Origin of the sequence: Devosia rhizoryzae (genome assembly GCF_016698665.1) — a bacterium.
Taxonomy (GTDB): Bacteria; Pseudomonadota; Alphaproteobacteria; order Rhizobiales; family Devosiaceae; genus Devosia; species Devosia rhizoryzae.
Genome location: NZ_CP068046.1, coordinates 2584027 through 2606808 on the forward strand (window position 1 = coordinate 2584027; position 22782 = coordinate 2606808).

Genomic DNA, 22782 nt, shown 5'->3' on the forward strand with positions numbered 1-22782 from the left:
TCCGGTTGATCGTATTTCGCCTAGCGCTTGCCGCGCCTTGAGAGAGCGAAGGTGAAGACAAGGGCAACGACGAGCACGGCGCCCTTGACGAAATCTTGGGTGTAATAGGGGGCATTCATCATGGTGAGCCCCTGCAGCAGCACACCGACAAAGAGGGCACCGATGGCAGTGCCGAAAGCATTGGGCTTGGCAGCGCCGAGCACGGCAAAGCCGATCAGCGCCGCAGCCACGGCATCGAGCAGAAGGTTGTTGCCCGACGCGATGTCGCCTCGGCCGAGGCGGGCCGCGAGCAAGATGCCGCCGATCGAGGCGAAGACGCCGGAAATGACATAGGCGCCGATTTTGTAGGCATTGACCGGTGCGCCGGCGAGCTGCGCAGCGCGCTCGTTGGAGCCGACGGCATACATCATGCGGCCAAAGCGCGTGTGCTCGAGGAAGAACCAGATCATCACGGCCAGCACGACCAGCACGACGACCGAAACCGGCAAGAGGCTGGGCAGGAAGAAGTCGAAGCGATGCCGGCCCAGTGCCAGGAATTCCGGACTAAAGGTGCCGTTGGCGACGCTGCCGTCGGGCATGCTCATGCCGGTGGCGATCGAGCGGCCTTCGGTGGGAATGCGTTGCAGGCCGACCAGGAGGAACATCATGCCAAGCGTTGCCAGAAGATCGGGCACGCGCATGTAGACGATCAACACGCCATTGATCAGGCCGACGACGACGCCAATGGCGAGGCAGGCCAGCGTGGCGGTCACCGCATCGCCGCCGAGGACGACCATGACATAGGACGATGCCATCATGGCGGTGGTCGCAACAGAGCCGATGGAAAGGTCGAAGCCGCCGACAACGAGAGTGGCTGTCACGCCCAGCGCCAAGATGCCGGTGATCGACACCGATTGCAGCACGAAGACCGCGCTTTGCGGCGAGGCGAAACCGCGCGTCATGGCGCTGAAGAAAATGATGAGGCCCAGCAGAAGGGTCACGAAGCCGTAGCGGATCAACACATTGCGCAGGTTGAGCGGTGCTCGGGGCCTTGCTGGCGTGGTGGCAAGAGTTTCAGTCAAGGCTAGTCACCTTATGCTGGCCGGCGATTTCGGCGAGAAGCTGGGTGACATCGACATTGCTGTTGCGATGTTCACCGACGATCGTGTGTTCGCTCATGACCAGGATACGGTCGGCGATCTCGAAGGCCTCGTCGATCTCGGTCAGGAAAACGAGGGTGGCGCGTTCATTGGCGGAGGCCCGAAGCTTGTTGCCGATGTCGCGGCGGGCCGCGATGTCGACGCCCTGGAAGGGCTCGTCGAGAATAAGCAGCTCCGCCTTCTGGCTCATCCAGCGCGCGACCATGACCTTTTGCTGGTTGCCGCCCGACAGGGTCGACATCTCGTCCCGCTCAGTGCGGCAAACGATGCCCAGTTCGGCAACCTGCTGGCGCGCCCGCAACCGCTCGGCGCCACGATTTGACACTGAATAGGGCGAGAAGCGGCGCAGAAATGGGAGCGAGATGTTCTCGTAGATGTTGAAATCGGGGACGATGCCGCTGTCGGAGCGATCCTTGGCCACGAGGAACACGCCGGCGCCGATCGCCTGGTGCGTCGAGCGCGGCGCGTAGGGCTGCCCGTTCAGCTGCATCTGGCCGGAGATGGGTTTGCGGGCACCGAACAGGGTCTCCGCCAGCACAGTCTTGCCGACCCCGACAAGCCCGGTGATCGCAACCACCTCGCCACGCCGCAGATTGAGAGAAAGGGGTTTTGCGCCCGATGCGATCTGAAGGTTCTGGGCGGTAAAGACTGTTTCGCCACCCTCGCTGACAGCGAGATCACCGCGGCCGACGCGACGGCCGAGCATGGCGTTCACTGCGCCTTCGTAGTCGAGCTCCGGGCCCTCAAAAACCCCGGATATGCGACCGTCGCGCAGCGTCACGATTTTGTCGGCGAGCCGCCGGATGTCGGACATGCGGTGGGAGATATAGAGGATGGCAACGCCGCGCGTCTTCAGGCGGTCGACCAGCGCGAACAAGCGATCAGCTTCGGCGCTCGACAGTGACGACGTCGGTTCGTCGAGGATCAGCACCTGAGGCTCGCGCGACATGGCGCGCGCAATCGCCACCATTTGCCGGTCGGCAAGCGAGAGGTCGTTGATATTGGCTCGAAGATCGAAGGAGAGGCCCATCCGGTCCGCCACTTCGCGTGCTTCGCCATAAACACCGCGGCGGTTGAAGAACCAGCGGGCGCCTTTTCCACTCAGGCGGTCGAGCGTCAGGTTGGTCGCCACGTCGAGATCGGCGACGACGCCGTCATTGATGTTCTGATGGACCGTGACAACCCCGGCCCGCATCGCCCCGGCTGGCGTGGATGGATCGTAGCTCTGGCCGGCAAGCGTCATGGTGCCGGCGTCACGGCTGTATACGCCACTGACGATGCGCACCAGCGTGGACTTGCCGGCGCCATTTGCACCCATAAGAACCGTCACGGAACCGGCGTGCAGATCCAGATCGACACCATCCAGAACCCGGATCGTGCCGAAGGATTTGCGCAGCCCCTCCACGCGGAACATGGCTTCCTCGACCATGTATTCCTCCCAATGTGGTCAGCCTATTCGTCCAGATCATCAAATGTCAAGCGCATTGACAATTGACAGAAAAGCCTCGTACCAAGACACGAGGCCACAGGAGAGCGACCCAAGATCGCCCATGGTCGCGAGGAGAAAAATGGCTGACTTTGCTGGCTTTGAACCCCTGAACGCCAAGACCTTGCCGCAGCGGCTGGGCCAGCTACCGGCGCTGCTCGACACCGCCGGTGGTCCTGCCGAGAACTGGCAGGTGCGCGAGGTCGGCGACGGCAATCTGAACCTGGTTTTCATCGTCGAGGGCAGCGCGGGCACCGTCATCGTCAAGCAGGCCCTGCCCTATGTCCGCCTTGTCGGCGACAGCTGGCCGCTGCCGCTCAAGCGCAGTTTCTTCGAGCACAAGGCTTTGACCCGCCAGGAGGAACGCGACCCCGGCAGCGTGCCGCGCATTCTCCATTTCGATGGCGAGCAGGCCATCATCGTCATGGAATTTTTGACGCCGCACGTCATCTTGCGCCGCGCCTTCATCGATGGAAGGCAGATGCCGCGTGCCTCGCGCGATCTTGGCCTATTCCTCGCGCGCACGCTGTTCCGCGGCTCGGACCTGGCCATGCCGCCGCGTGAGCGCAAGGAAGAGTTGGCGGTCTTCGCCGACAATGTCGAACTCTGCGACATTACCGAGAACCTCGTTTTCTCGGATCCCTATTTCGACGCCAAGCTCAACCGCCATACCAGCCCCGAGCTCGATGGCATCGTCGCCCAGCTGCGCGCCGATCGCGACGTCAAGGTCGAGGCACAGGTGATGAAGCACCTCTTCGCCAACAAGAACGAAACCCTTCTGCATGGCGATTTGCACACCGGCTCGGTTATGGTCACCGAAACCGAAACCCGCGTCATCGACCCTGAATTTGCCTTCTATGGCCCCATGGCCTTCGACGTGGGCGTTCTGCTTTCCAACTTCTGGATGAGTTATTTTTCGCAATCCGGCCACGGCGAACGCGGTGCGATGCAGGCCTATTTGCTGAATGGGGTCGACGAAATCTGGACCACCTTCCGCGCCGAATTCAGCCGGCTCTGGCGCGGTGAGCGAAATGGCATCCTTTATCAGCGCACGCTGTTCGAAGATCAGGGCGATCACCTGGGGTCCGAACAGGCGCTTTCTCGCGTGCTGGCCGAGATATGGACCGATGCCCTTGGCTTTGCCGGTTGCGAGATGCACCGCCGCATCCTCGGCCTCGCCCACAATGCCGATTTCGAAACCATCGACGATAGTGCCGTCCGTGCCCGCTGCGAGACCAAAGCGCTCAAACTTGGCCGCCAATTGCTCGTGGGCCGCCGGCATATCCACAGTGTGAGCGAGGTCAACGATCTTGCCGAACAGCTTGAAAAGGAGATCGTCCGGTGAAGGTTGGCGGTCAACATTATCACACGATCTGGCTCAACGAAGATGGGCGCTCGGTCGACATTATCGACCAACGCTGGCTGCCGCATGAGTTTCGCGTCGTTACACTTAAGACCGTCGACGACTTCGCGCGCGCCATCCGCGAAATGTGGGTACGCGGCGCGCCGCTGATCGGGGTCACTGCAGCCTATGGCGTCGCCATCGCCATGACCGAGGATCCCAGCGACGCCGGCCTCGACCAGACCTGGGACGTGCTGCACGAGACGCGGCCGACCGCAATCAACCTGCGCTGGGCGCTGGATGATATGCGCACGCTTCTGCGCAGCATGCCCGAAGCGCAGCGCGCCGAGGCGGCTTACAAGCGCGCAGCCGCGATTGCCGAAGAAGATGTGGAGCTTAACCGCTCCATCGGCCGTAACGGGCTCGAAATTATCCGCGAAATTGCCAAGCGCAAGAAGCCGGGCGAGCGCGTCAATATCCTCACCCACTGCAATGCCGGCTGGCTGGCAACCGTCGACTACGGCACCGCAACGGCGCCGATTTACCTTGCGACCGAAGAAGGCATTCCGATCCACGTCTATGTCGACGAAACGCGTCCCCGCAACCAGGGCGCCCAGCTTACAGCCTGGGAGCTTGACGGGCATGGCGTGCCCCATACGCTGATCGTTGATAATGCCGGCGGTCACCTGATGCAGCATGGCGATGTCGACATGGTCATCGTCGGCACCGACCGCACCACCGCCAATGGCGATGTGTGCAACAAGATCGGGACCTACCTCAAAGCCTTGGCGGCCAAGGACAACAATGTCCCCTTCTACGTCGCCCTGCCCTCCCCGACGATCGACTGGACGGTCAAGGACGGTGTCAAGGAAATCCCGATCGAGGAACGCAGCGGCGACGAAGTCACCTTCGTCCAGGGCCGCGGCATGGATGGCGCCATCATGACGGTGCGCCTCTCGCCCGAGGGCAGCCCGGCTGCAAATCCTGCCTTTGACGTCACCCCTGCCCGGCTCATTACTGGCCTCATCACCGAGCGCGGCGTGTCCGAAGCGACGCCAGAAGCGCTGCGCACCATGTTCCCCGAGCGGGCGCTGCCATGACCATCACCAACCGTCAGTCCACTGAGGACGTGGCAGCCGGCATCCGCCGCCGGGTGTTTCTCCACACGATGCGCAACAATGGCGGCTATCTGAGCCAGGCCTGCTCCGCCGCCGAAACGTTGGCTCTGCTCTATAACGAAGTGCTGGACTTGGGCGAGCCGACCCTCCCCAAAGTGCCGCTGCCTTTTGCCGGCGTGCCGTCCGCCAGCAATCCGGACGCATTTACCGGCGCCGGTTACCATGGCCCATTCTCGCCTGAATATGACCGCTTCATCATCTCGCCGGCGCATTATGCCCTCGTGATCTATTCGGCTTTGATCCAGATGGGCCGCATGGGCGAGGACGCGCTCGACTATTTCAACAAGGACGGTTCGTCGGTTGAAATGATCGGCGCAGAGCACAGTCCGGGCATGGAAGTCACCACCGGATCACTGGCACAGGGCCTCTCCATGGCCTCGGGCCTGGCCTGGGCCCGCAAGCGCCGCGGCGAAACCGGCAAGGTCTGGGTCTATATGTCGGACGGCGAATTCCAGGAGGGTCAGACCTGGGAATGCCTGGCGGCCATGAGCTTTCACGGCATCGACAATGTGCGGGTCATCGTCGACGTCAACCGCCAGCAATGCGACGGCGCCATGTCTTCGGTGCTCGACCTCGGCGACCTGCCCGCGCGCGTCGCCGCCTTCGGCGCCACGACCCGCTCGGTCGATGGTCACGATCTCGATGCCTTGCGCGACGCTGCCAACAGCGCCGAGCCCGGCAAGCCGCTGGTGATTCTCGCTAATACATCGCCCTTCCAAGGGATGCCGTTTCTCGAACGCCGCTTTCCGCGTCTTCATTACGTGCGCTTCAAGAGCAAGGACGAGCGCGAAGAAATGAAGGTGGCCATTGCCGAAGAGCTCGGCCTCGAACTCGAAAGCATCTGAGCCGATCATGGTTGAAATCGTCAATCGCCCCTATGGCAAGGCTTTCGAAGCTTTCGCCCCCAGCCGTCCGGACGTGCTGTGCCTTTCAGCAGACCTCACCTCGTCCTGCGAAGTCGATGGCTTCCGCGACCGCTATCCCGACCAGTTCCTTTCCCTGGGGATGGCCGAGCAGAACATGATGAGCTTTGCCGGCGGGCTCGCCATGCAGGGTTTCCGTCCGTTCCTTCATACTTTTGCAGTGTTTCTCTACCGGCGGCCCTATGATCAGCTGATCAACTCGATCGCATACCCGAACCGCAAGGTGCGGCTGATGGGGTTCCTGCCCGGTATCACGACGCCTGGCGGCATTACCCACCAGGCCATCGAAGATATCGCGGTGATGCGTGCGATCCCCAATATGACCATTCTCGAAACCGGCGATGCCACGGAGGTGGAGACCGTGCTTGAAGTGGCCGACGAGATCGACGGACCCGTTTATGTCCGTGTGTTGCGCGGGGAAGTGCCGAGGCTCTTCGCGACGCCGTTCGCCTTCAACAAAGTTCGTACGGTATCGGAAGGCGATGACGTCCTTGTGGTCACCTCGGGCGTCTGCACCGAAGAAGCGATGCGCGCCGCCAAGCCGCTACAGGATCGCGGCGTCGGTATCCACCACCTCCATGCCTCGACGCTCAAACCCTTCGACCGCGACACTCTGATTGCTGCCGCGCGCGGCAAGAAGGGAGTGGTCACGCTGGAGAACCACACGATCAATGGCGGCCTGGGTTCGCTGGTCGCGGAAATACTCGCCGAGGAGGGCATCGGCTTAAAACTGCGACGGCTGGGCCTGGACGATACTTTTGCCCATGGTGCGTCCAAGCCATACCTGATGAAGAAGTATGGTCTTGATGCTTCGGCGCTGGTTACGGCGATTGAAGGCCTCTTGGGCCGGCAGCTCGATGTAGCGGAGACTGAACTGGCAGGGGTGCGTCTCGATACGGTCCACTCGGCACAAAAGGCCGAAGCGCTCTGATGGCACGTTTCTCCGTCACCTACTGGCTTGACGCTCCGAACGCCGATGAAGCACGGCAACGCGCAAGCGACATAGCGCTCGAACAAACGGTCGAGATCCCGCGCGACATCGTTCCCGCGGGCTATGTCGAGGACGAAATCCTGGGGCGCGTCGAAGATGTTCGACCGGGCACCGACGAGCGCGGCGGCTTTCTTGCGGAGGTCTCCTACAGCGACGACGATGTGGGCGGCGATTTCCTCCAGCTGCTCAACGTCGTTTTCGGCAATTCCGCGCTCAAGACGGCAACACGCGTCGAGGCGATGACGCTGACCGACGCAATCGGGGCGATCTGCCCCGGACCACGGTACGGAAGCGAAGGCCTGCGGCTGCGCACCGGCCGGTCGACAGGTCCGATCCTGATGTCGGCGATCAAGCCCGTCGGGCTTCGGACGCGGGAACTTGCGGACCTTGCGCACCAGTTCGCCCTGGGCGGTATGGACATGATCAAGGACGATCACGGCCTCGCCAACCAGCATACATCGCCTTTCTCGGAACGGCTCAACGCCTGCGTGGACGCGGTCGGCGAGGCAAATGCAAAGAGTGGCTTCAACACCGTTTATGTCCCCAACATCACGGGCCCCGCGAACCAGATCCTTGATCACGCTTTCGAGGCGCAGGAGGCTGGCGCAGGCGCGGTCATGCTGGCCCCTGCGCTGGTGGGCTTGGACGTGGCCCGAACGCTTTCGGCCGATCCCGCTTTTGCCTTGCCCATCGTTTCACACCCTACGTTTGGCGGCGCCAATGTCATTACGCCGACCACCGGATTTTCGCATGGCTACTATTTCGGGCTGCTGTCGCGATTGATGGGCGTTGACGCCGTCGTCTACCCAAATTTTGGTGGGCGCTTCGGCTTCAGTGAGGCGGAGTGCCGCTCCATTGCGGATCACTGCAGCATGCCCTTCGGCAACCTCAAGGCAATTCTTCCTGCCCCGGGTGGCGGCATGAAGCTCGAAAGCGTTCCGGCCATGCGCGAGGTCTATGGCGACGACGTTATCTACCTGGTGGGTGGCGCGCTTTTGCGGGAGAAGGTCGACCTGCCCGGAGCGTGCCGACGCCTGATCGATGCCGTTCGCCGCTAAGGCAGCCAGAGGAATGATCCCCCGCCTGCAAGGCGAATTCATGCAGGGTGCCAGGACACGATGCTCAGCTCGCTGCCACCAGCGCTTGAGTATAGGCATCTGCGATCTGGCCCGAGCGGAGCTGTTCGCGGGTGAGGACTTCCACCATCTCCGCATTGCGCAGCACCATCAGGCGTTCGCACATATAGGAAACGACGGCGAGGTCATGGCTGACGATCACGAAGGTGAGGCCAAGCTCGCGCCGGAGGCGATTGAGAAGGTTGAGGATTTCGGCCTGAATCGAGACGTCGAGGGCGGAGGTAGGCTCATCGAGCAACAGCACGCGCGGCGATAGTGCCAAAGCGCGGGCGATGGCGACGCGCTGCCGCTGGCCGCCGGAAAGCTCGTGCGGGTAGCGGAACTGGAAAGCGGCAGGAAGGCCGATGAGGTCGAGCAGTTCGGCAGCGCGGCGCTGCGGGTTGTCGATGCCATTGATGATCATCGGCTCGGCGATCTGGTGGCCGATGACATAGCGCGGATGGAGCGAAGCGTAGGGGTCCTGGAACACCATCTGCACCACGCGCGCGAGCTGCTTGCGCTCGGTCTTGTGGGGATCAAGGCCGGCAACGCTGATGCTACCGGACCAGTCCGGAACGAGGCCGACGACCGTGCGCAGGATAGTGGATTTTCCCGATCCGCTTTCGCCAACGAGGCCGAAGCTCTCGCCTTCGGCAACGCTGAAGGACACGTTCTTGACCACGGCATTGCCGCCATAGCGGACGGTGAGGTTATCGATGCCGATCATGCTCATGCCCAGCTGGCCTCGCGCTGGAGGGTGGGCAATGGCTCGAGCGGCCCGTTGATCTCGGGGAGGCACGACAAAAGTCCCCGCGTATAGGGGTGCGTCGCCTCGTGAAGGCGCTTGGCCTCGATGGTTTCGACGATGCGGCCGGCATACATGACGATGACACGGTCGCAGAATTTGGACACGAGCTTGAGGTCATGGCTGATAAAGATCAGCCCCATGCCGCGGCGGGTGACCAGTTCGTCGAGGATGGACATGACCTGCATGCGGACGCTGACATCGAGCGCCGATGTGGGTTCGTCAGCGATCAGGAGGTCGGGTTCGCGCACCACCATCATGGCGATCATGACGCGCTGGCCCATGCCGCCGGAGAGCTCGTGCGGGTAGAGCTGGGCGACGCGCTCGGCCTCGCGGATATGGACCTGTTCCAGCATCTCGATGGCCTTACGATGGGCGTCGCGGCGGCTGATGCCGCGGTCGCCGATGCGGATGGCTTCAATGATCTGGTCGCCGACGCGCATCACCGGGTTGAGCGAAAATTTGGGATCCTGGAGGATCATGCCCATGCGGCCACCGCGTAGCGCGCGGCGCGTTCGGGGTGAGGCTTTTGTCAGATCGATGCTATCAAAAACGAGCTTATCTGCGCTCATTTTCGCATAGGGCGGCAACACGCCGAGCAGCGAGCGGCCGGTGAGGCTTTTTCCCGAACCACTCTCGCCGACGATGCCGAGTTTTTCGCGGCCGAGGGTGAAGGACACACCGCGCACGGCGTCCTTGAGTTCGCCCTCGTCATTGCGGAAGGCGACATGGAGGTTTTCGATTTCGACCAGATTGCTCAATTGCGCTGCCTCAGATGCGGATCGAGCAGGTCGCGCAGGGCGTCGCCCAAAAGGTTGAAGCCGAGCGAGACGACGAAAATGGCGGCGCCGGGGATGGTGGCAACCCACCACTGGTCGAAGATGAACTTGCGGCCGGTCGAGATCATGGCGCCCCATTCCGGCAGTGGTGGCTGCGCGCCGAGGCCGATGAAGCCGAGGCCGGCTGCGGTGAGGATGATACCGGCCATGTCGAAGGTCATGCGCACGATGACCGAAGAGAGACACATCGGGATGATGTGGAGGAAGACGATGCGGGCTTCGCTGGCGCCGGCCAGGCGGATGGCGTTGACGAAGTCGGAATTGCGGATGACCAGCGCCTCGGCACGGGCGAGGCGGGCATAGGGTGGCCAGGCGGTGAGGGTGATGGCGAGTGCGGCATTGACGATGCCGGGACCGAGCGCGGCGACGAAAGCCAGCGCGAGCAATAGCTTGGGGATGGAGAGGAAGACGTCGGTGATGCGCATGAAGACTGCATCGACCCAACCGCCAGCCGTGCCTGAGACGGCGCCGATGATGAGGCCGATCGGGGCGGAGGTGACGATTACCAGCCCGACAATAAGAAGAGTCAGGCGCGAGCCATAGACCAGGCGGGAATAGATATCGCGGCCCAGCTCGTCGGCGCCGAACCAGAATTCGGCATTGGGGGCCGAGAGGCGGGCGGAGAGCGTGGGCAGGTAAGGGTCGTGGGTCGCGAGGAGCGGCGCGAAGGCTGCGGTGAAGAGCAGCAGCAGCACGATAGCAAGGCCGAGCACGCCCAGGGGGTTGCGCATGAACCGGGCAGCGAAGCGCTTTAACTCGGTGATGCGCGCGGCGCGGAGGGCGGTTCGCGTATCGATTTGGTTTTCCAAACTCATTTGGCGAGCTCCCGCGAGCGTGGGTCGAGTACGCGATAAAGCACGTCGCTTAGCATGTTGAGGAGCACGAAGACGATGCCGACCAGGAGCGTGCCGCCGAGGACGGCATTCATGTCGGCAGCGAACAGCGAAGAGTAGATGTAGTTGCCGATGCCGGGCCAGGAAAAGATGGTCTCGATCAGCACCGAGCCTTCAAGCAGGCCGCCATAGGAGAGGGCGATGACGGTGACCAGGGGAATGGCGGCATTGCGCAGGGCGTGGCCCATCACCACGCGGAACTCGCTGGCGCCCTTGAGGCGGGCGGTCAGAACGTATTCGCGGCTCAGCTGGTCGAGCATCACCGAGCGGGTCATGCGCGAAATATAGGCGAGCGAATAATAGCCTAGGAGCAGCGCCGGCAAGATCATGTGGCTGACGGCGTTCCAGAAGATGTCCCATTCGCCGGCAAGCGCGCTGTCGATCAGGATCATGCCGGTAATGCGGTCGACCACGCCGACATAGAAGACGTCGAGCTGTCCGGGGCCTGCGACCCAATCAAGCAGATAATAGAAGACGAAAAGCCCAACGAGGCCGAGCCAGAAGACGGGCACCGAATAACCGACAAGACCGATGATGCGGATGACGTGGTCGGGCCATTTCTCGTGCCAATAGGCCGAGGCGACACCCATGGGGACGCCGAGCGCGACGCCGATCAGGAGGCCGATGGTCGAGAGTTCAAGCGTTGCCGGGAAGAAGTTCAAAAGATCGGTCAGCACCGGCCGTGAGGTGGAGAACGAGGTGCCGAAATCGCCGCGCAGCAGCTTCATGACGTAGTCGAAGAACTGCTGCCAAAGGGGCTTGTCGAGGCCGAGCTCGAGATAAACCCGCTGATAGACTTCGGGCAGCGCCTTCTCGCCGACAATCGAAAGCACCGGATCGATAGGCAGGATGCGGCCGATAAAGAAGGTCAGCGCCGCCAGCCCGAGCAGGGTGATGGCGACGGTGAGCAGCCAAAGCCCGACATCGATGAAAAGGCGCAGCGGTCGATAGGTCGTGGCGGGCAAATGAAAAGCCTGATTGGAAATCGCTGTAGTGCCGCATGCACGATGCGGTCCCCTCCCCCTTGAGGGGAAGGTTAGGGAGGGGGTGATTGGGTGGTCCACTATTGGACCCCCACCCTCAGTCCCTCCCCTCAAGGGGGAGGGAGGCAGATCAGGTTCGTGGAAGCTTCGGTGTGCCCGAAGCCTCAGAGCTCTATTCCTTGGTCACGGCACCGTAGCGGTCGTCCGAGAAGGTGATGCCGAGGACGACACCCTTGACGTCGGAGCGCATGGCGACGCGGCGGCTATCCTGGAACATATAAAGGAATGGCGAGCTGTCGGTATGGGCGCGCTGGATTTCTTCATACATTTCGGCGCGCTTTTCGGTGTCCTGTTCCTGGACGGCAGCCAGGACCTGGTCGGACAGCGGGCCCGAATTCCAGCCGAAGCGATCGGCAAGGTTGCCCTTGGCGCCATCGGGATCGGTGGCGTCGTTGACGGTGAAGGCCTTGGCGTTGGAATGCGGATCTGGATAGTCCGGACCCCAGAGACCCACCCAGATATCGAGATCGTGCGAACGATAACGATCGAGCCACGGGCCGCCATCGACGACCTGGAGGTCGAGGTTGATGCCGGCCTGCGCCATGGTCGCCTGAACGGCCTGGGCGTAATCGGGATAGGGCGGCACGTTCCACACCACGGTATCGAGCGTGATCGGCAGGCTGACGCCGGACTCTTCGAGCAGCGCCTTGGCCTTTTCGAGGTCGAAGGAATAGGGATTGTAGTCGATATTGCCGCCCAGGAACCCGTCGGGGATCATGGTCTGGTGCACCTTGATCGTGCCGCGGCCGATGGTTTCGGCAATGCCATCATAGTCGATGAGATATTTCATCGCTTCGATGACCTTGGGATTGCTCAAGGCCTCATCGCGGACATTGGCGCCCATGTAGTAGATGGTCGAGGAATTGCCTTCGAGCACCTGGATATCCGCATTGCCCTCGACGGCGCCGATATCGTCGGGACCGAGCTTGTTGGCAATGTCGATGTCGCCCTTTTCAAGCGCCAGGCGCTGGGTGGCGCTTTCCGGCATGTGCTGGAGGAAGATGCGCTCGACGCCCGGCGCTTCGCCCCAGTAGTTTTCGTTGCGCGACATCAGGATCGAGACTTTTGGATCCCACTTGGTCAGCACATAGGGGCCGGAACCAGCAGAATTGTCAGCCTTGAGCCACGCATTGCCATAGTCGTTGCTGCCGTCTTCGCGGGTGCCTTCGTGTTCCTTGACGAGGACGCTATCGACGATGCCGCCGGTGAAGGACGAGAGAACGTAGAGCACGAAGCTCTGGGCGTATTTCTGGTCGACTTCGATGACCAGGGTCGCATCATCCGTTGCCTTGATCTTTTCGGCGACGTTTTCCTTGGTGATGCCGAACTGGGTCAGGATGAAGGAAATGCGGCTATCGAGCAGGATGACGCGCTGCAGCGAATATTCGGCGTCCTTCGCCGTCACCGGATTGCCCGAGGCGAACTTGGCGTCCGGGTTCATGGTGAAGGTGAAGGTCTTGCCGTCCTCGGACACTTCCCAGCTTTCGGCCAGGACGCCGACGATCTTGGTCGGATCGGCGGGATCGAAGGTGACCAGCGGCTGATACATCTGCTGGCTCATCAGCACGCCACCGACCTCGGACACTTCGGCCGGATCGAGCGTGATGATGTCGTCGATCGCATCGGCAATCACGAGCGTGTCGGCGGGTGTCTCGGCAAAGGCGCCCGACACGGACATGACCGTGCCGAGAGCCGCCGCAACGAGCGTCTTGTACAAACGCATGGCAGTCTCCCTGTTTAAACTCTTATGCAGCCGGCCCTCGCCAGCTGGTGTTGGCAGCATCATCGCTCACTGATTCCGTGAAAGGTGAAGACCAGTGCGGCAATGGGTAGGATCGCTTCGGTTTCGGCGATGAGATCTGGCGTCAGAATGCCCGCGTCACCCAGGGCACAGAGCACGCCGCGCACTTCGCCACCGATGATGATGGGCGCGCAAAGCGTTGCGCCATAGCCCATTGCGACGAGCTGATCGGTTTCCGGGATGAACTGGCGCATCTGCTCGGGCGTGTCGCCGACGACGGCGCGCTTGTCGCCAAAAATGCGCCGGTTCCAGGCGCCGTCATCGATCGGGTCGAAACCACCGATGGGAAAGTTGACCGGGTCGGACGTGCCGATGCGATGAGTGACCGAATGGTCGGGCGCTACGGCGAGCCAGGTGACCGTGCGGACGCCGGGCAAGGCTTGGACGGTACTGTTGATGAGGGTGATGACCTGCTGGGGACCGGCAGCAAGGCTGTTGGCAAGGTCATGGGCAAAGGCCCGGTCGATCGGGCTCATACGGGCAGATCGACGCTATTGGTTTGCAGTTCCAAAAGGCCGCCCCAAGTCAATTCGTGGGTACTAGATGCCGAGTTGAGAGCGGTGTCAACGGGGTTCAGCCGCCGGCCGCGATGGTCTTGTGCAGAGCTTCGTCTTCGGCAGTCGGCTCGGCAAAACCGAGCTCGGCACGAATGCGGCTGGTGTCGAGCGTCAGGGGATAACGGAGGTCCGACGCTTCGGCGCGTTCCCAAAGGAGCCCGCGTTCGGAAGCTGGGACGATCTCGATGTCGATGCTGGCGCCCATGACTTCGGCGAAGCGATGGAGCCATTCTACGGGCGTGCGAACGAAGGACTGGCCGACATTGTAGATGCGTTCGGCGGCGCGCGGATCGAGTGCTGTCACGACGATGGCGTCGGCGACATCGGTCACATAGCCGTAGGAATTGGGCCAATGGGCCGCGCGTTCGTCAACGCGGATCGTGCCGCCGGCGCGGACGGCCTCGATCGCCCAGGCGAAGCGATGCTGCTTGTCGCCGGGTCCGAAGATCATCGGCGCGCGGATGACGGTGGTGGAGAAGCGCGGGTCGGAAAGCGCCGTTTCTTCAATGATGATCTTGTCGTAGTCGTCAAAGAGCGCATCATCGACGCCCTTCGGGCGGCGGGAATTGCCGCGATAGGGATAGCGGAAGCTGCGGAGCGGGTCGGTTTCGGCAGCCGGATGAGGTTGCACCGCAGGCTCTTCGCGACGCAGCAGGCCGCCGTAGTTGCTGTAAACATCCACCGACGACAGCAGCACATAACGGCGACCGGCGTCACCCAGGGCGGCCAGAACAGGGGTGGTGTTGAGCATGCCGAGGGCAAAGATGTCGATGACGGTGGTGATGCCGTGCTCGTCAAAAATTGCCGCAAGCTTTTGGCTGTCCATCCTGTCGGCGGCTTGGAAGAGGGCGCCTTCCGGCAGGTCGAGCGGGTGCTGACCGCGCGCGATCGCCACCGGCTGGAGGCCGCGCGCCGTAAGCTGCCGCACGATTGCTGACCCGATAAAGCCGGTACCGCCGAGAACGGCAACACTCATCGCATCCTCCAAAAACGACTTGGTGGCAGCCTTATACGCGCATTGCATCGCAACGCGACTGGTGATCGCGCTTAGCGGCGAAAGTGCCTCGCGCTAGTTACTGGATGCTTGAAGCGCTGCTGAAGCTGCCTGCAGGCCGGCTACGGCGTCGCCATAGCCAGTATCAGCCACGGCCTGGAAGATGCGCTTTGACTCGTTGAAGCGGCGGAGGTGGTAGTAGCTCCAGGCGCGCAGCGTCAGTAAATCGTTGCGCTCGGCCGCGTAGAGCGCCCGGCGGTCGAGCAGGTCCAGGGCACGGCTATAATCGCCGATATTGTAGGCGTTGGTGGCCTGCTGGGTCAGGATGGCGGTTTCGAGCTCGATTGCACGCCGATCGGTCAGCGGCGCGGCAGCAGCAGCTACGGCGGCTTCGTCGGGCAGGCCCATGCGAATAAAAGCCAGCGATTGCCCATAGGCAGCGTCGCTGCGGGTCGTCTCGGAGCCCGAATGGAGGGCGCGGGCAAAATGATCAACGGCCTGGGCGGGGCGGTTGAGGCCCATGAGGCACCAAGCGTGGTTGAGGGCCGCGCCCGGAGAAAGGCTCATGGGCGGCACATAGGCGGCGCAGCCGCTCGACCGTGAAGAGGCATTCTGCGGGGGCGCGGCAGCGGCAACGGTTCTGACCTCGGCCACCGGCTTTGTTTGCCGGAGCGCTTCCTGCGGCCTGGATGGACGGGGTTCGGGGAGCGGTGGGGTCGCCGCAGCGGGCGTTGTCGTCGTGGTTTGAGCGGTCCGGCCGAAATCGGCGATGCGGGTGGAGCGGCCGGCCCACTGGGTGCGGATGCTTTCGACGGTGGTGGTGTCGCCCAGGGCATTCGACGCCACCATCTTGCCATAGGCGGCGGGTTCGAGATCGGCCTGCCATTGGAGCGCGAGGCTGAACCATTCCACAGCGGTTTGCGGCTGATCGAAGTTGAAGGCGTACCAACCCAGTTCCTGGGCCGCATTGGCATCGCGCGCGCCCATGACGGTGTCGACAATGCGTCCAAGAATGTCTTCTTCGATGACGACGCGGGGCTGGGTGGCGAGATAGGCGGCGGCGGCGTCGAGATAAAGCGCGGTCAACTCGTCACTGTCGTCGCGGTAGGGGGCGAGGGCCGCTTCCGCCGCCTTGCCGTCCCGCAATTGCAAGAGCGCGACACCCAGAGCCTGGGCAGATTGGGCAGAAGGCTCGGCTTCAAGCGCCCGTTCGAACAGGCGGCGGGCTTCGTTGGTGCGGTTGCGTTGCAGCTGGTAGTAGCCCAGGAGGCGCAGGTCTTCGCCGGAGCCGCTACGTTCCACCTCGGCCTGGAACAGCGCGACATCCTCAGCGGGCGGCTGAGCGCCGCCTTCCTGCAGCGCCGCAGCGACGGAGCGGCGGGCGAGATCGAGACGAAGGCCTGCGAACTCGGCGACACCCGATGCGTCGGTTTTTTCGAGCGCAAAGAGCGGGTCGAGGTCGGCGCGGTCAAGCAGGTCGATGGCTTTCTGCATCGTCGAGTAGCGCTCGGCCGTATCCGTGCAATTGGTCAGCACATAGCTATAGGTATCGACCGCACGAGACGCATTGTCCTTCTGGGCGAAGGCCTCGGCTAGGCGCCACAGGAAGTCGACATTGTCGCAGGTAAGAAGGTCGGGCGTGTTGGCGGCGATCGAGATGACCGTGTCATAGGCCTTGGCGTCAGAAGCATTGCGCAGGCGCTCGCCCGCCTCGCCCAAGGTGAGGCTCCGCAGCAGGTCTTCGGAAGGAACGAAACTGGGGTCCGCCTGCTGTTTTTCGGCGATGGCGGCGCGGGCACCGGCGAAATCGCCGTTGTTGAACAGGTCCCAGATCGCGATGATGCCGGCGTCGGGGACATAATCCTCGGCCAATGGGTCGGCGGGCGGTTCCCAATTGGGGTAAAGGGCGCGAAGGCGGGCGATCTCCTGCTGGAGCCTTTCGGTGTCGCCCTGCTGGGCGAAATAGCGCAGGGCGGTTTCATCGACCACCGCTTGCGGCGTTGCAGGTGCCGGCGGCGAATTGACGGGGGCATTGGCTGGTGGCGTCTGGGCGGGCGGCGCGTCGAGGCTGGTTTGCACCTGTGGCGCCGGCGCCGCTTGCGCAAGGAGGGCTGGCTCTGCCGCATCGAAGACGGACGGCGCAGCGCCGGCGCTCGCGACCCAGTAGACGGCAAAGGCTGCGGCAAGAAACACAACGATATAGGGAAGAGGACGCATCAGCCGGCGCCCTCCAGGCACTCCGCATGGCTGCGGCGCAGGTGATCAAGCAAAAGCAGCTGCAGCGTCGCGGCATAATAGGAGGTTGGCGACATGGTGCGCAGATCCTCCGGCACCGCCGTGCCCGCTGCGACGCATTCCATGGCGGCGCGGATCAACTGGTAACCCGGCTCACCGATCGGCTCGATGCGAGCGCCAGAGCGGACGTTGATCTTGTAGAGCCCGGCGGCATCGGCATTGCGGCGGTAGGGGCCGAGATAGGCCGGATCGATCTCGGCGCGCATCATGTAGAGCGGGATGCGGATATTGTTGTAGCCGAATTCGGGTGGGAAATCGGGCGCCGGAACGAGGCCGCCCGCGTCAAGCGTCAGCCAGTCGGGGGGGAGGCCGGCTTTGGTGACTGCGGCGCGGCGGGCTATCTCGAGGCCGGTCTGGTAGATGCCGCTCCAGTCGGTCTCGGGGTCGATTTCCCCGAACACCGGCAGCGCCTCGAAAATCCAGTAAGAGAGGTTGAGGACCGGTCCAAGATCGGCGCCGTCAAAGCCAAGAGCGCCGGGAGAGATGGCTGGAAGGCCATCCGCCATGGTGATCATGGTCCGGCCAATGGTGCGAACGATGCTGGTAGCCTGTTCGGCGTAGCCCTCGTCGCTCCAAAGGGTACCTGCCTGGTAGAGGGCATAGGCGATCAACATGTCGCCGTCGGTGGCATTGTTGGTGTCTGGGACGTGGGGCTCACTGTCCGGTTCCCAGCGCCAGGCCGCCAGGCCGTCGTCGCGCAGCATCAGCTCGGTGCGGGTAAAGCTCAGGATGCGCTCGAAGGAGGGGCGGTCTTGCGCCAGCACGGAAAGCCAAAGGCCATAGCCCTGCCCTTCGCTATGGCTGATGCCGCCATTGGCGGTGTCCACGACCCGGCCGGAGTCTTCGACAAAGGCGTCACGGTAGGCCTGCCATTCGGCGGGTTGGATAAGCGATTGCGCATGGGCGGGCATGACGAGCAAATTCGCCAAAAGGATAGCAGCCAAAGGACGAAGCGCTTTCATTGGCGGCGTCCAAGCTGGGTCAGAACAAAAGAACTTGCGAGCATGAGCAGAACGGCACCGGCGGCGATAGCAGCAGCAAAGTAGAGGATATTGCCTGAGAACCAGTTAGCGGCGACCAAACGCAGGTTGAACAGCGAGAAGGGCTGAGTTTCGAGAACTGCCGGATTGTTGGCTTGCAGCACTGTCACCTCGCTGTCGGCAGGGGCGATGGCGCTGATGCGGCCTTCTATGCTGCGCCAATTCTTTGTGACCACGAGGCGCTCGGCGCCTTCGCGCATGGCTTTGCCATCGGCCGCAGTGAGCACGGTCCAGATGCCGCCCTCGGGGCGACGGACCTGTGACATGACGACGGCTTCCGGCGCCGCGGAATAAAGCGTGTCGGCTTGGGGAATGACCCGAAGGTCCTGAGGGTCAAGGCCGACGCGCTGGGCCAGCCAGTTGACCGGACCCGACCAGATGGCCGGTGGCGCTTCGGTGGTGAATTGGTCGAGCAGCGGATCGGCGGTTGACGCTGCTGCCGATGTCAAAGCCGTGGCGGCAACGCCGGAGGCTGCGAGGATCGGCGGCGTCATCTCGGGCAGCGGCATGACCACCAAAGCGTTCTGGTCCGGCAAGAGGTCATTTGGCGAGACAGCCTCCACCGGCAACACCTGCCCGGAGGCTGCGGCGATGCGGGACACCATCAACATGGCGCTGACAAGGCTATCGGTGCCGCTGCCTATGGCGATCGGCGAGGTCGTTGTGCCCACATAGGGCCAGCCGGAGCCTGCAGTCACCAGAAGATCGGGCATGCTGGCGGCACGCGCATAATCGGGCAACCGCAACTGGCTCGTGCTGGCAAGAACAAAGCGCGCCGGCGCCTGGCCGGTCCAGCCGGGACTGCACACCGCATCGCTTTGGGTCTGGAGATTAACCGAAATGGCGACCTCGTTGCGACCGGGGCGCAGGTTGGTCATGGGAATGCGAATAATTGTATCGCGCAAAAGCCCGCCATCGGTGCGCAGCAAAGGCGTGGCCGAGGCGATCTGGCCATTGGTGTAGATGTCGATCTCGCTGCCCGGAAGAACGTCGCTCGAATAGGCGGCATCCAGCACCAGTTCCAGTTCGCCATAGCGGTAGGCGTAGAAGTCGTAGGGCAGCTCGAATTGCAACTGGCCATTGTAGCGGCGGCCGTTGAACTCGATGGTTTCGACTCCAAGCTCAGCGAGGCTGACCGATTGGCCGCCCAGCATCATCGGGTGCGGGGTCGGCAGGTCGATGCGCGGCGAGGTTGGCGTCAGGGGTGCGCTGGCGAGGAGAGCATCACCGGCGCGGCGCACCGAAGGCCAATCGGGGCCCGAAACAAGCAGCACATTGGCGCCGCTTGCCGTTGGAAAAAGGGCAGCTAGCGGTCCGGCTGCCGCTTGCGCCTGCGCCGAAGCAAATTCCGGCGGCAAGGCGCTCGCGGGCAACATGACAACGTCAAGAACGCCGGGTTCGTATCCGGCGGACAGCTTGTCGGTGGTTTCGATCTTGAGGTCGGCGACCCGAAGAGCGATCGCCAGCTGCTGCAGCAGTTGGAGACCAGCCGATGCAGATTGGGGATCGCTGGAGGCGCTCTGCAAAAGGCGCACCGTGGTGCTGCCCTCTTCATCGACGCCCACCGCGGCAAGGTCGGCAAGGCGGGTCACCTGCCCTGTTGCGGGCGCATCGAACACCAGCCGTGCATTGCCGTCCTGCAACTGGGTCCAGAGCTCGTAAGTGGAGTCCACGGAGCAGTCGGTGCGGTGCCGCTGAGTGGCGCGGAAGTCGACGATGTTGGGGCCGGCGCGCAAGAGGCCAGACGGCAGGGCTATGGAAACGGCTGACGGTGCCGCCGAGGAGGCGATGGGCTGGCCGGAAATTTCGGTGCCGTTGATGCGGACGACCAGGGCCGATACTTCCGGCGCCACCACCAAGGCGTTGAGGTAGGAAAACTCCAGGCGAGCGGCGGCCGCCGCCTGCTCTTCGGTCAGGTAAACAATAACAGCCTGGCTGTTTTCTTCCCCTTCCAAGCGCAATTGTGGTTCGGGGAGGAGGAAGCGGGTGAAGGTCTGAACCGGGGCCGGCTGTGGGGCCGCAGGGGTGGGTTGCGGCCTCGGCGCTGGAGCCACCGGGGCCGGAACGACCAGATCGCTTTCCGGCGACATGTCGAATGGTCGGGGCGCCTGTGCAGTGGCGGGCAGCGACACGGTGGCGAACAAGGCGGCGGCAAACCAGAGGCGTTTATTCATTGGACTGCGCCTTTGCCGCGCCAAAACGCAGCAGATATCCAAGACCACGGCCGGTCTGGTAGATGGCGACGCCGATGAAGCGGATCGTGCCGCGGATGATGCCGATATTGACCTGGCGCGAGCGTTGGCGCTGCTGCCAATTGGCGGAGTTGGCGTAAAGCAGATCGGCGATAAGCCGATAGTCCTGGCCCTTTTCGGTCATGTAGCGGCAGCCCAGGACGCTGCCCTTGCCTTCCGCCGTGGTGGACTGGATGAAGACCGATAGCTCATTATGGCCATGGGTGTCCGACAGCGGAGCAAAGCGCACCTTGGCTGGCGTGCTGCGGGTCAGGCCGATCGCCGAGCCGACGCGAATGCCGATGCCGCCACTCGACACGTTGGTGATGAGGCCCTTCTGCCAAGCGCCGTCAGCGCCTTGGACTTCGCAGCGGCGTTGCACATTGACGCGACGGCTGGAGCGGATTTCGCGCCGTTCGGAAACGACACCCAAAGCGCAACCGGCCAGGATCAGGTTGAAAATGTTCCAGCCGCCCACGACCATGGTGACCTCGGCCTGGTAGGGCTCGGCGCCGACCTTGTAGATGGTCATGATGACCGCAACGATCAGCAAAAGAAAGATCAGGTAGAATGGACGCGACAGTTCCGAGAGGCGGGACACGTCGACACTTTCGTCCTTTGCCGTCACCTTGAAGGTGGGCTTGGTCGGATTGCGCGCCACCGAAACCAGGGCGCCGAAGAGGTGCACCGACTGGATGTATTCGTAAAGTTCGGAAATCCAGGGCCAGCGCCAGCGTCCAAAGAGCGAGTTCTGCATGACCAGGTTCACCACGACATAGGTGAGCGTATAGGCCGCGAACTCTCCGCCGGACGCGGTGAAAATCTGGAGGTCGAAGAACAGGTAGCAGAAGGGAGCAAAGAGAAAGATCATGCGCGGCAATGGAAAGAGCCAGAACATGACCGAGCTCATATAGGCCAGCCGCTGCACGAGCTTGAGACCGGGCTTGAACAGCGGGAAGCTGAACAGCATGATCTGCATCATGCCCTGCGCCCAGCGGGTGCGCTGGCCGATGAAGCTGGCAAAGGTTGCCGGTTGCAGGCCCGCCACCAGGGGCTTATCGACATAGATCGAATTCCAGCCGCGGCTATGCAGTTCGATGGCGGTTTCGCAATCCTCGGTGATGGAGCGACCGGCAAAGCCGCCGGTCACCTGCAGTGCCTCACGCCGCAGCAAGGCAGCCGAGCCGCAGAAAAAGGCGGCGTTCCAGCGATCGAGGCCGCGCTGGATGACGCCATAGAACATCTCGTTTTCCGAGGGCATCACCTCAAAGGTGCGCAGGTTGCGCTCCAGCGGATCGGGATTGAGAAAGAAGTGCGGCGTCTGCACCAGGAAGAGTTTGGGATCCTGGCCCATATAGGGCACGGTTTCCTGGAGGAAGTCGCGGGCCGGTGCGTGGTCGGCGTCGAACACGGCGACGAATTCGCCAGTTGAATGGGCGAGGCCGTTGTTGAGATTGCCGGCCTTGGCGTGCTCGTTGAGCGCACGGGTCAGGTAGCGGCAATCGAGTTCGGCACAGAGCTGGTTGAGCTGGTCGAAACGCTCCTGCGCCACGGCGGCGGTTTCAGGGTCGGAATGGTTGCGCTTGGCTTCGGTGCCGCCATCGTCCAGCAGCCAGACGGTGAAGCGATCCTCGAGATAGTCCATGGCCTTGGCCGCGGCGAGTGTGCCGGCCAGAAGATCGTAGTCCTCGTTATATGTGGGAATGAACACATCGACGAAGGGCACGGGCTCGTCCTTGCCCAGGCGCTTCGATGGCCGCGGCGGAACGGGATCGATGACCACAAACAGGCTGAGAAACAGCATGACGATGCAGTACATTTCGGCGAGATAAAGGATGAAGCCGAAGGTGAAGTCGACCCATTGATCGATCGGCGGCAGTGTGCTGGTGGTGCGCCAATAAGCGTATCGCAGCACGATGATGGTGCCGAAGGTCAAGAGCAGGAGGCGCCAATTGCCCTCAAGGCGCAGGGTCTTGATGACGGCCATGGTCACGAGCAAAGTCACGGCCATGACCAGATGCACCTGGACGCTCACCGGAATGGTGATGAGCAGGAAGATCGCCGCCGAAATGACGAGCCAAGCCAGAATGGTGAGGACTTTGTTGATCGC

The 22782-nt window shown here is 62.7% G+C and carries 18 protein-coding genes; 5 read left to right on the forward strand and 13 right to left on the reverse strand.

Annotated elements, in window-relative coordinates; all coding sequences use genetic code 11:
* Window positions 1–20: 20 nt before the first annotated feature.
* Both JI748_RS12670 and JI748_RS12675 read right to left on the reverse strand, forming a co-directional pair.
* Entirely contained in the window at window positions 21–941 is a 921-nt protein-coding gene (locus JI748_RS12670; protein WP_201637299.1) for an ABC transporter permease, read from the reverse strand.
* A 112-nt stretch (window positions 942–1053) separates the two neighbouring features.
* Window positions 1054–2568, reverse strand: coding sequence for a sugar ABC transporter ATP-binding protein (locus JI748_RS12675; RefSeq protein WP_201631203.1), 1515 nt, complete (start codon window positions 2566–2568; stop codon window positions 1054–1056).
* Between the two features lie 139 nt (window positions 2569–2707).
* Between JI748_RS12675 and mtnK the strand changes: the two genes are divergently transcribed.
* Genes mtnK through JI748_RS12700 form a run of 5 tightly spaced genes read left to right on the forward strand, consistent with a single transcriptional unit; the run spans window position 2708 to window position 8117 of the window.
* Window positions 2708–3970: an S-methyl-5-thioribose kinase gene (gene mtnK, locus JI748_RS12680; protein ID WP_201631205.1), complete on the forward strand. Its 1263-nt coding sequence runs from the start codon at window positions 2708–2710 to the stop codon at window positions 3968–3970.
* Window positions 3967–5067, forward strand: a complete 1101-nt coding sequence (gene mtnA / locus JI748_RS12685) for an S-methyl-5-thioribose-1-phosphate isomerase (protein ID WP_201631207.1) — start codon at window positions 3967–3969, stop codon at window positions 5065–5067. The genes mtnK and mtnA overlap by 4 nt, the downstream gene beginning before the upstream one ends.
* Window positions 5064–5990, forward strand: a complete 927-nt coding sequence (locus JI748_RS12690; RefSeq protein ID WP_201631209.1) for a transketolase — start codon at window positions 5064–5066, stop codon at window positions 5988–5990. The genes mtnA and JI748_RS12690 overlap by 4 nt, the downstream gene beginning before the upstream one ends.
* Before the next feature lie 7 nt (window positions 5991–5997).
* Entirely contained in the window at window positions 5998–6999 is a 1002-nt protein-coding gene (locus JI748_RS12695) for a transketolase family protein (protein WP_201631211.1), read from the forward strand.
* Window positions 6999–8117: a RuBisCO large subunit C-terminal-like domain-containing protein gene (locus tag JI748_RS12700; RefSeq protein WP_233280515.1), complete on the forward strand. Its 1119-nt coding sequence runs from the start codon at window positions 6999–7001 to the stop codon at window positions 8115–8117. Before JI748_RS12695 ends, JI748_RS12700 begins: the two co-directional genes overlap by 1 nt.
* A 64-nt stretch (window positions 8118–8181) precedes the next feature.
* On the opposite strand, the gene JI748_RS12705 is transcribed toward JI748_RS12700, so the two are convergent.
* The 11 genes from JI748_RS12705 to bcsA form a co-directional block, all read right to left on the reverse strand.
* Complete coding sequence (locus JI748_RS12705; RefSeq protein ID WP_201631213.1) at window positions 8182–8901, reverse strand: ABC transporter ATP-binding protein; 720 nt, start codon at window positions 8899–8901, stop codon at window positions 8182–8184.
* A 2-nt stretch (window positions 8902–8903) separates the two neighbouring features.
* On the reverse strand, window positions 8904–9740 hold the full coding sequence (locus JI748_RS12710) for an ABC transporter ATP-binding protein (RefSeq protein WP_201631215.1): 837 nt from the start codon (window positions 9738–9740) through the stop codon (window positions 8904–8906).
* Window positions 9737–10633: an ABC transporter permease gene (locus JI748_RS12715; RefSeq protein ID WP_201631217.1), complete on the reverse strand. Its 897-nt coding sequence runs from the start codon at window positions 10631–10633 to the stop codon at window positions 9737–9739. The genes JI748_RS12710 and JI748_RS12715 overlap by 4 nt, the downstream gene beginning before the upstream one ends.
* Complete coding sequence (locus JI748_RS12720; protein WP_233280516.1) at window positions 10630–11676, reverse strand: ABC transporter permease; 1047 nt, start codon at window positions 11674–11676, stop codon at window positions 10630–10632. The genes JI748_RS12715 and JI748_RS12720 overlap by 4 nt, the downstream gene beginning before the upstream one ends.
* A 190-nt stretch (window positions 11677–11866) precedes the next feature.
* Window positions 11867–13477: an ABC transporter substrate-binding protein gene (locus JI748_RS12725; protein ID WP_201631219.1), complete on the reverse strand. Its 1611-nt coding sequence runs from the start codon at window positions 13475–13477 to the stop codon at window positions 11867–11869.
* Window positions 13478–13536: 59 nt separating this feature from the next.
* Entirely contained in the window at window positions 13537–14031 is a 495-nt protein-coding gene (locus JI748_RS12730; RefSeq protein WP_201631221.1) for a GAF domain-containing protein, read from the reverse strand.
* A 97-nt stretch (window positions 14032–14128) separates the two neighbouring features.
* The gene (locus JI748_RS12735) at window positions 14129–15088 is read right to left on the reverse strand and encodes an NAD-dependent epimerase/dehydratase family protein (protein ID WP_201631223.1); all 960 of its coding nucleotides are present in this window, start codon (window positions 15086–15088) and stop codon (window positions 14129–14131) included.
* Between the two features lie 93 nt (window positions 15089–15181).
* Window positions 15182–17323, reverse strand: a complete 2142-nt coding sequence (locus JI748_RS12740; RefSeq protein WP_201631225.1) for a tetratricopeptide repeat protein — start codon at window positions 17321–17323, stop codon at window positions 15182–15184.
* A complete protein-coding gene (locus JI748_RS12745; protein ID WP_201631228.1) occupies window positions 17323–18363 on the reverse strand; it encodes a glycosyl hydrolase family 8 in 1041 nt (346 codons plus the stop codon). The genes JI748_RS12740 and JI748_RS12745 overlap by 1 nt, the downstream gene beginning before the upstream one ends.
* Window positions 18360–20615, reverse strand: a complete 2256-nt coding sequence (locus JI748_RS12750) for a cellulose biosynthesis cyclic di-GMP-binding regulatory protein BcsB (RefSeq protein ID WP_201631236.1) — start codon at window positions 20613–20615, stop codon at window positions 18360–18362. Before JI748_RS12750 ends, JI748_RS12745 begins: the two co-directional genes overlap by 4 nt.
* Window positions 20608–22779, reverse strand: a complete 2172-nt coding sequence (gene bcsA, locus JI748_RS12755; RefSeq protein ID WP_201637305.1) for a UDP-forming cellulose synthase catalytic subunit — start codon at window positions 22777–22779, stop codon at window positions 20608–20610. The genes JI748_RS12750 and bcsA overlap by 8 nt, the downstream gene beginning before the upstream one ends.
* Window positions 22780–22782 lie beyond the last annotated feature (3 nt).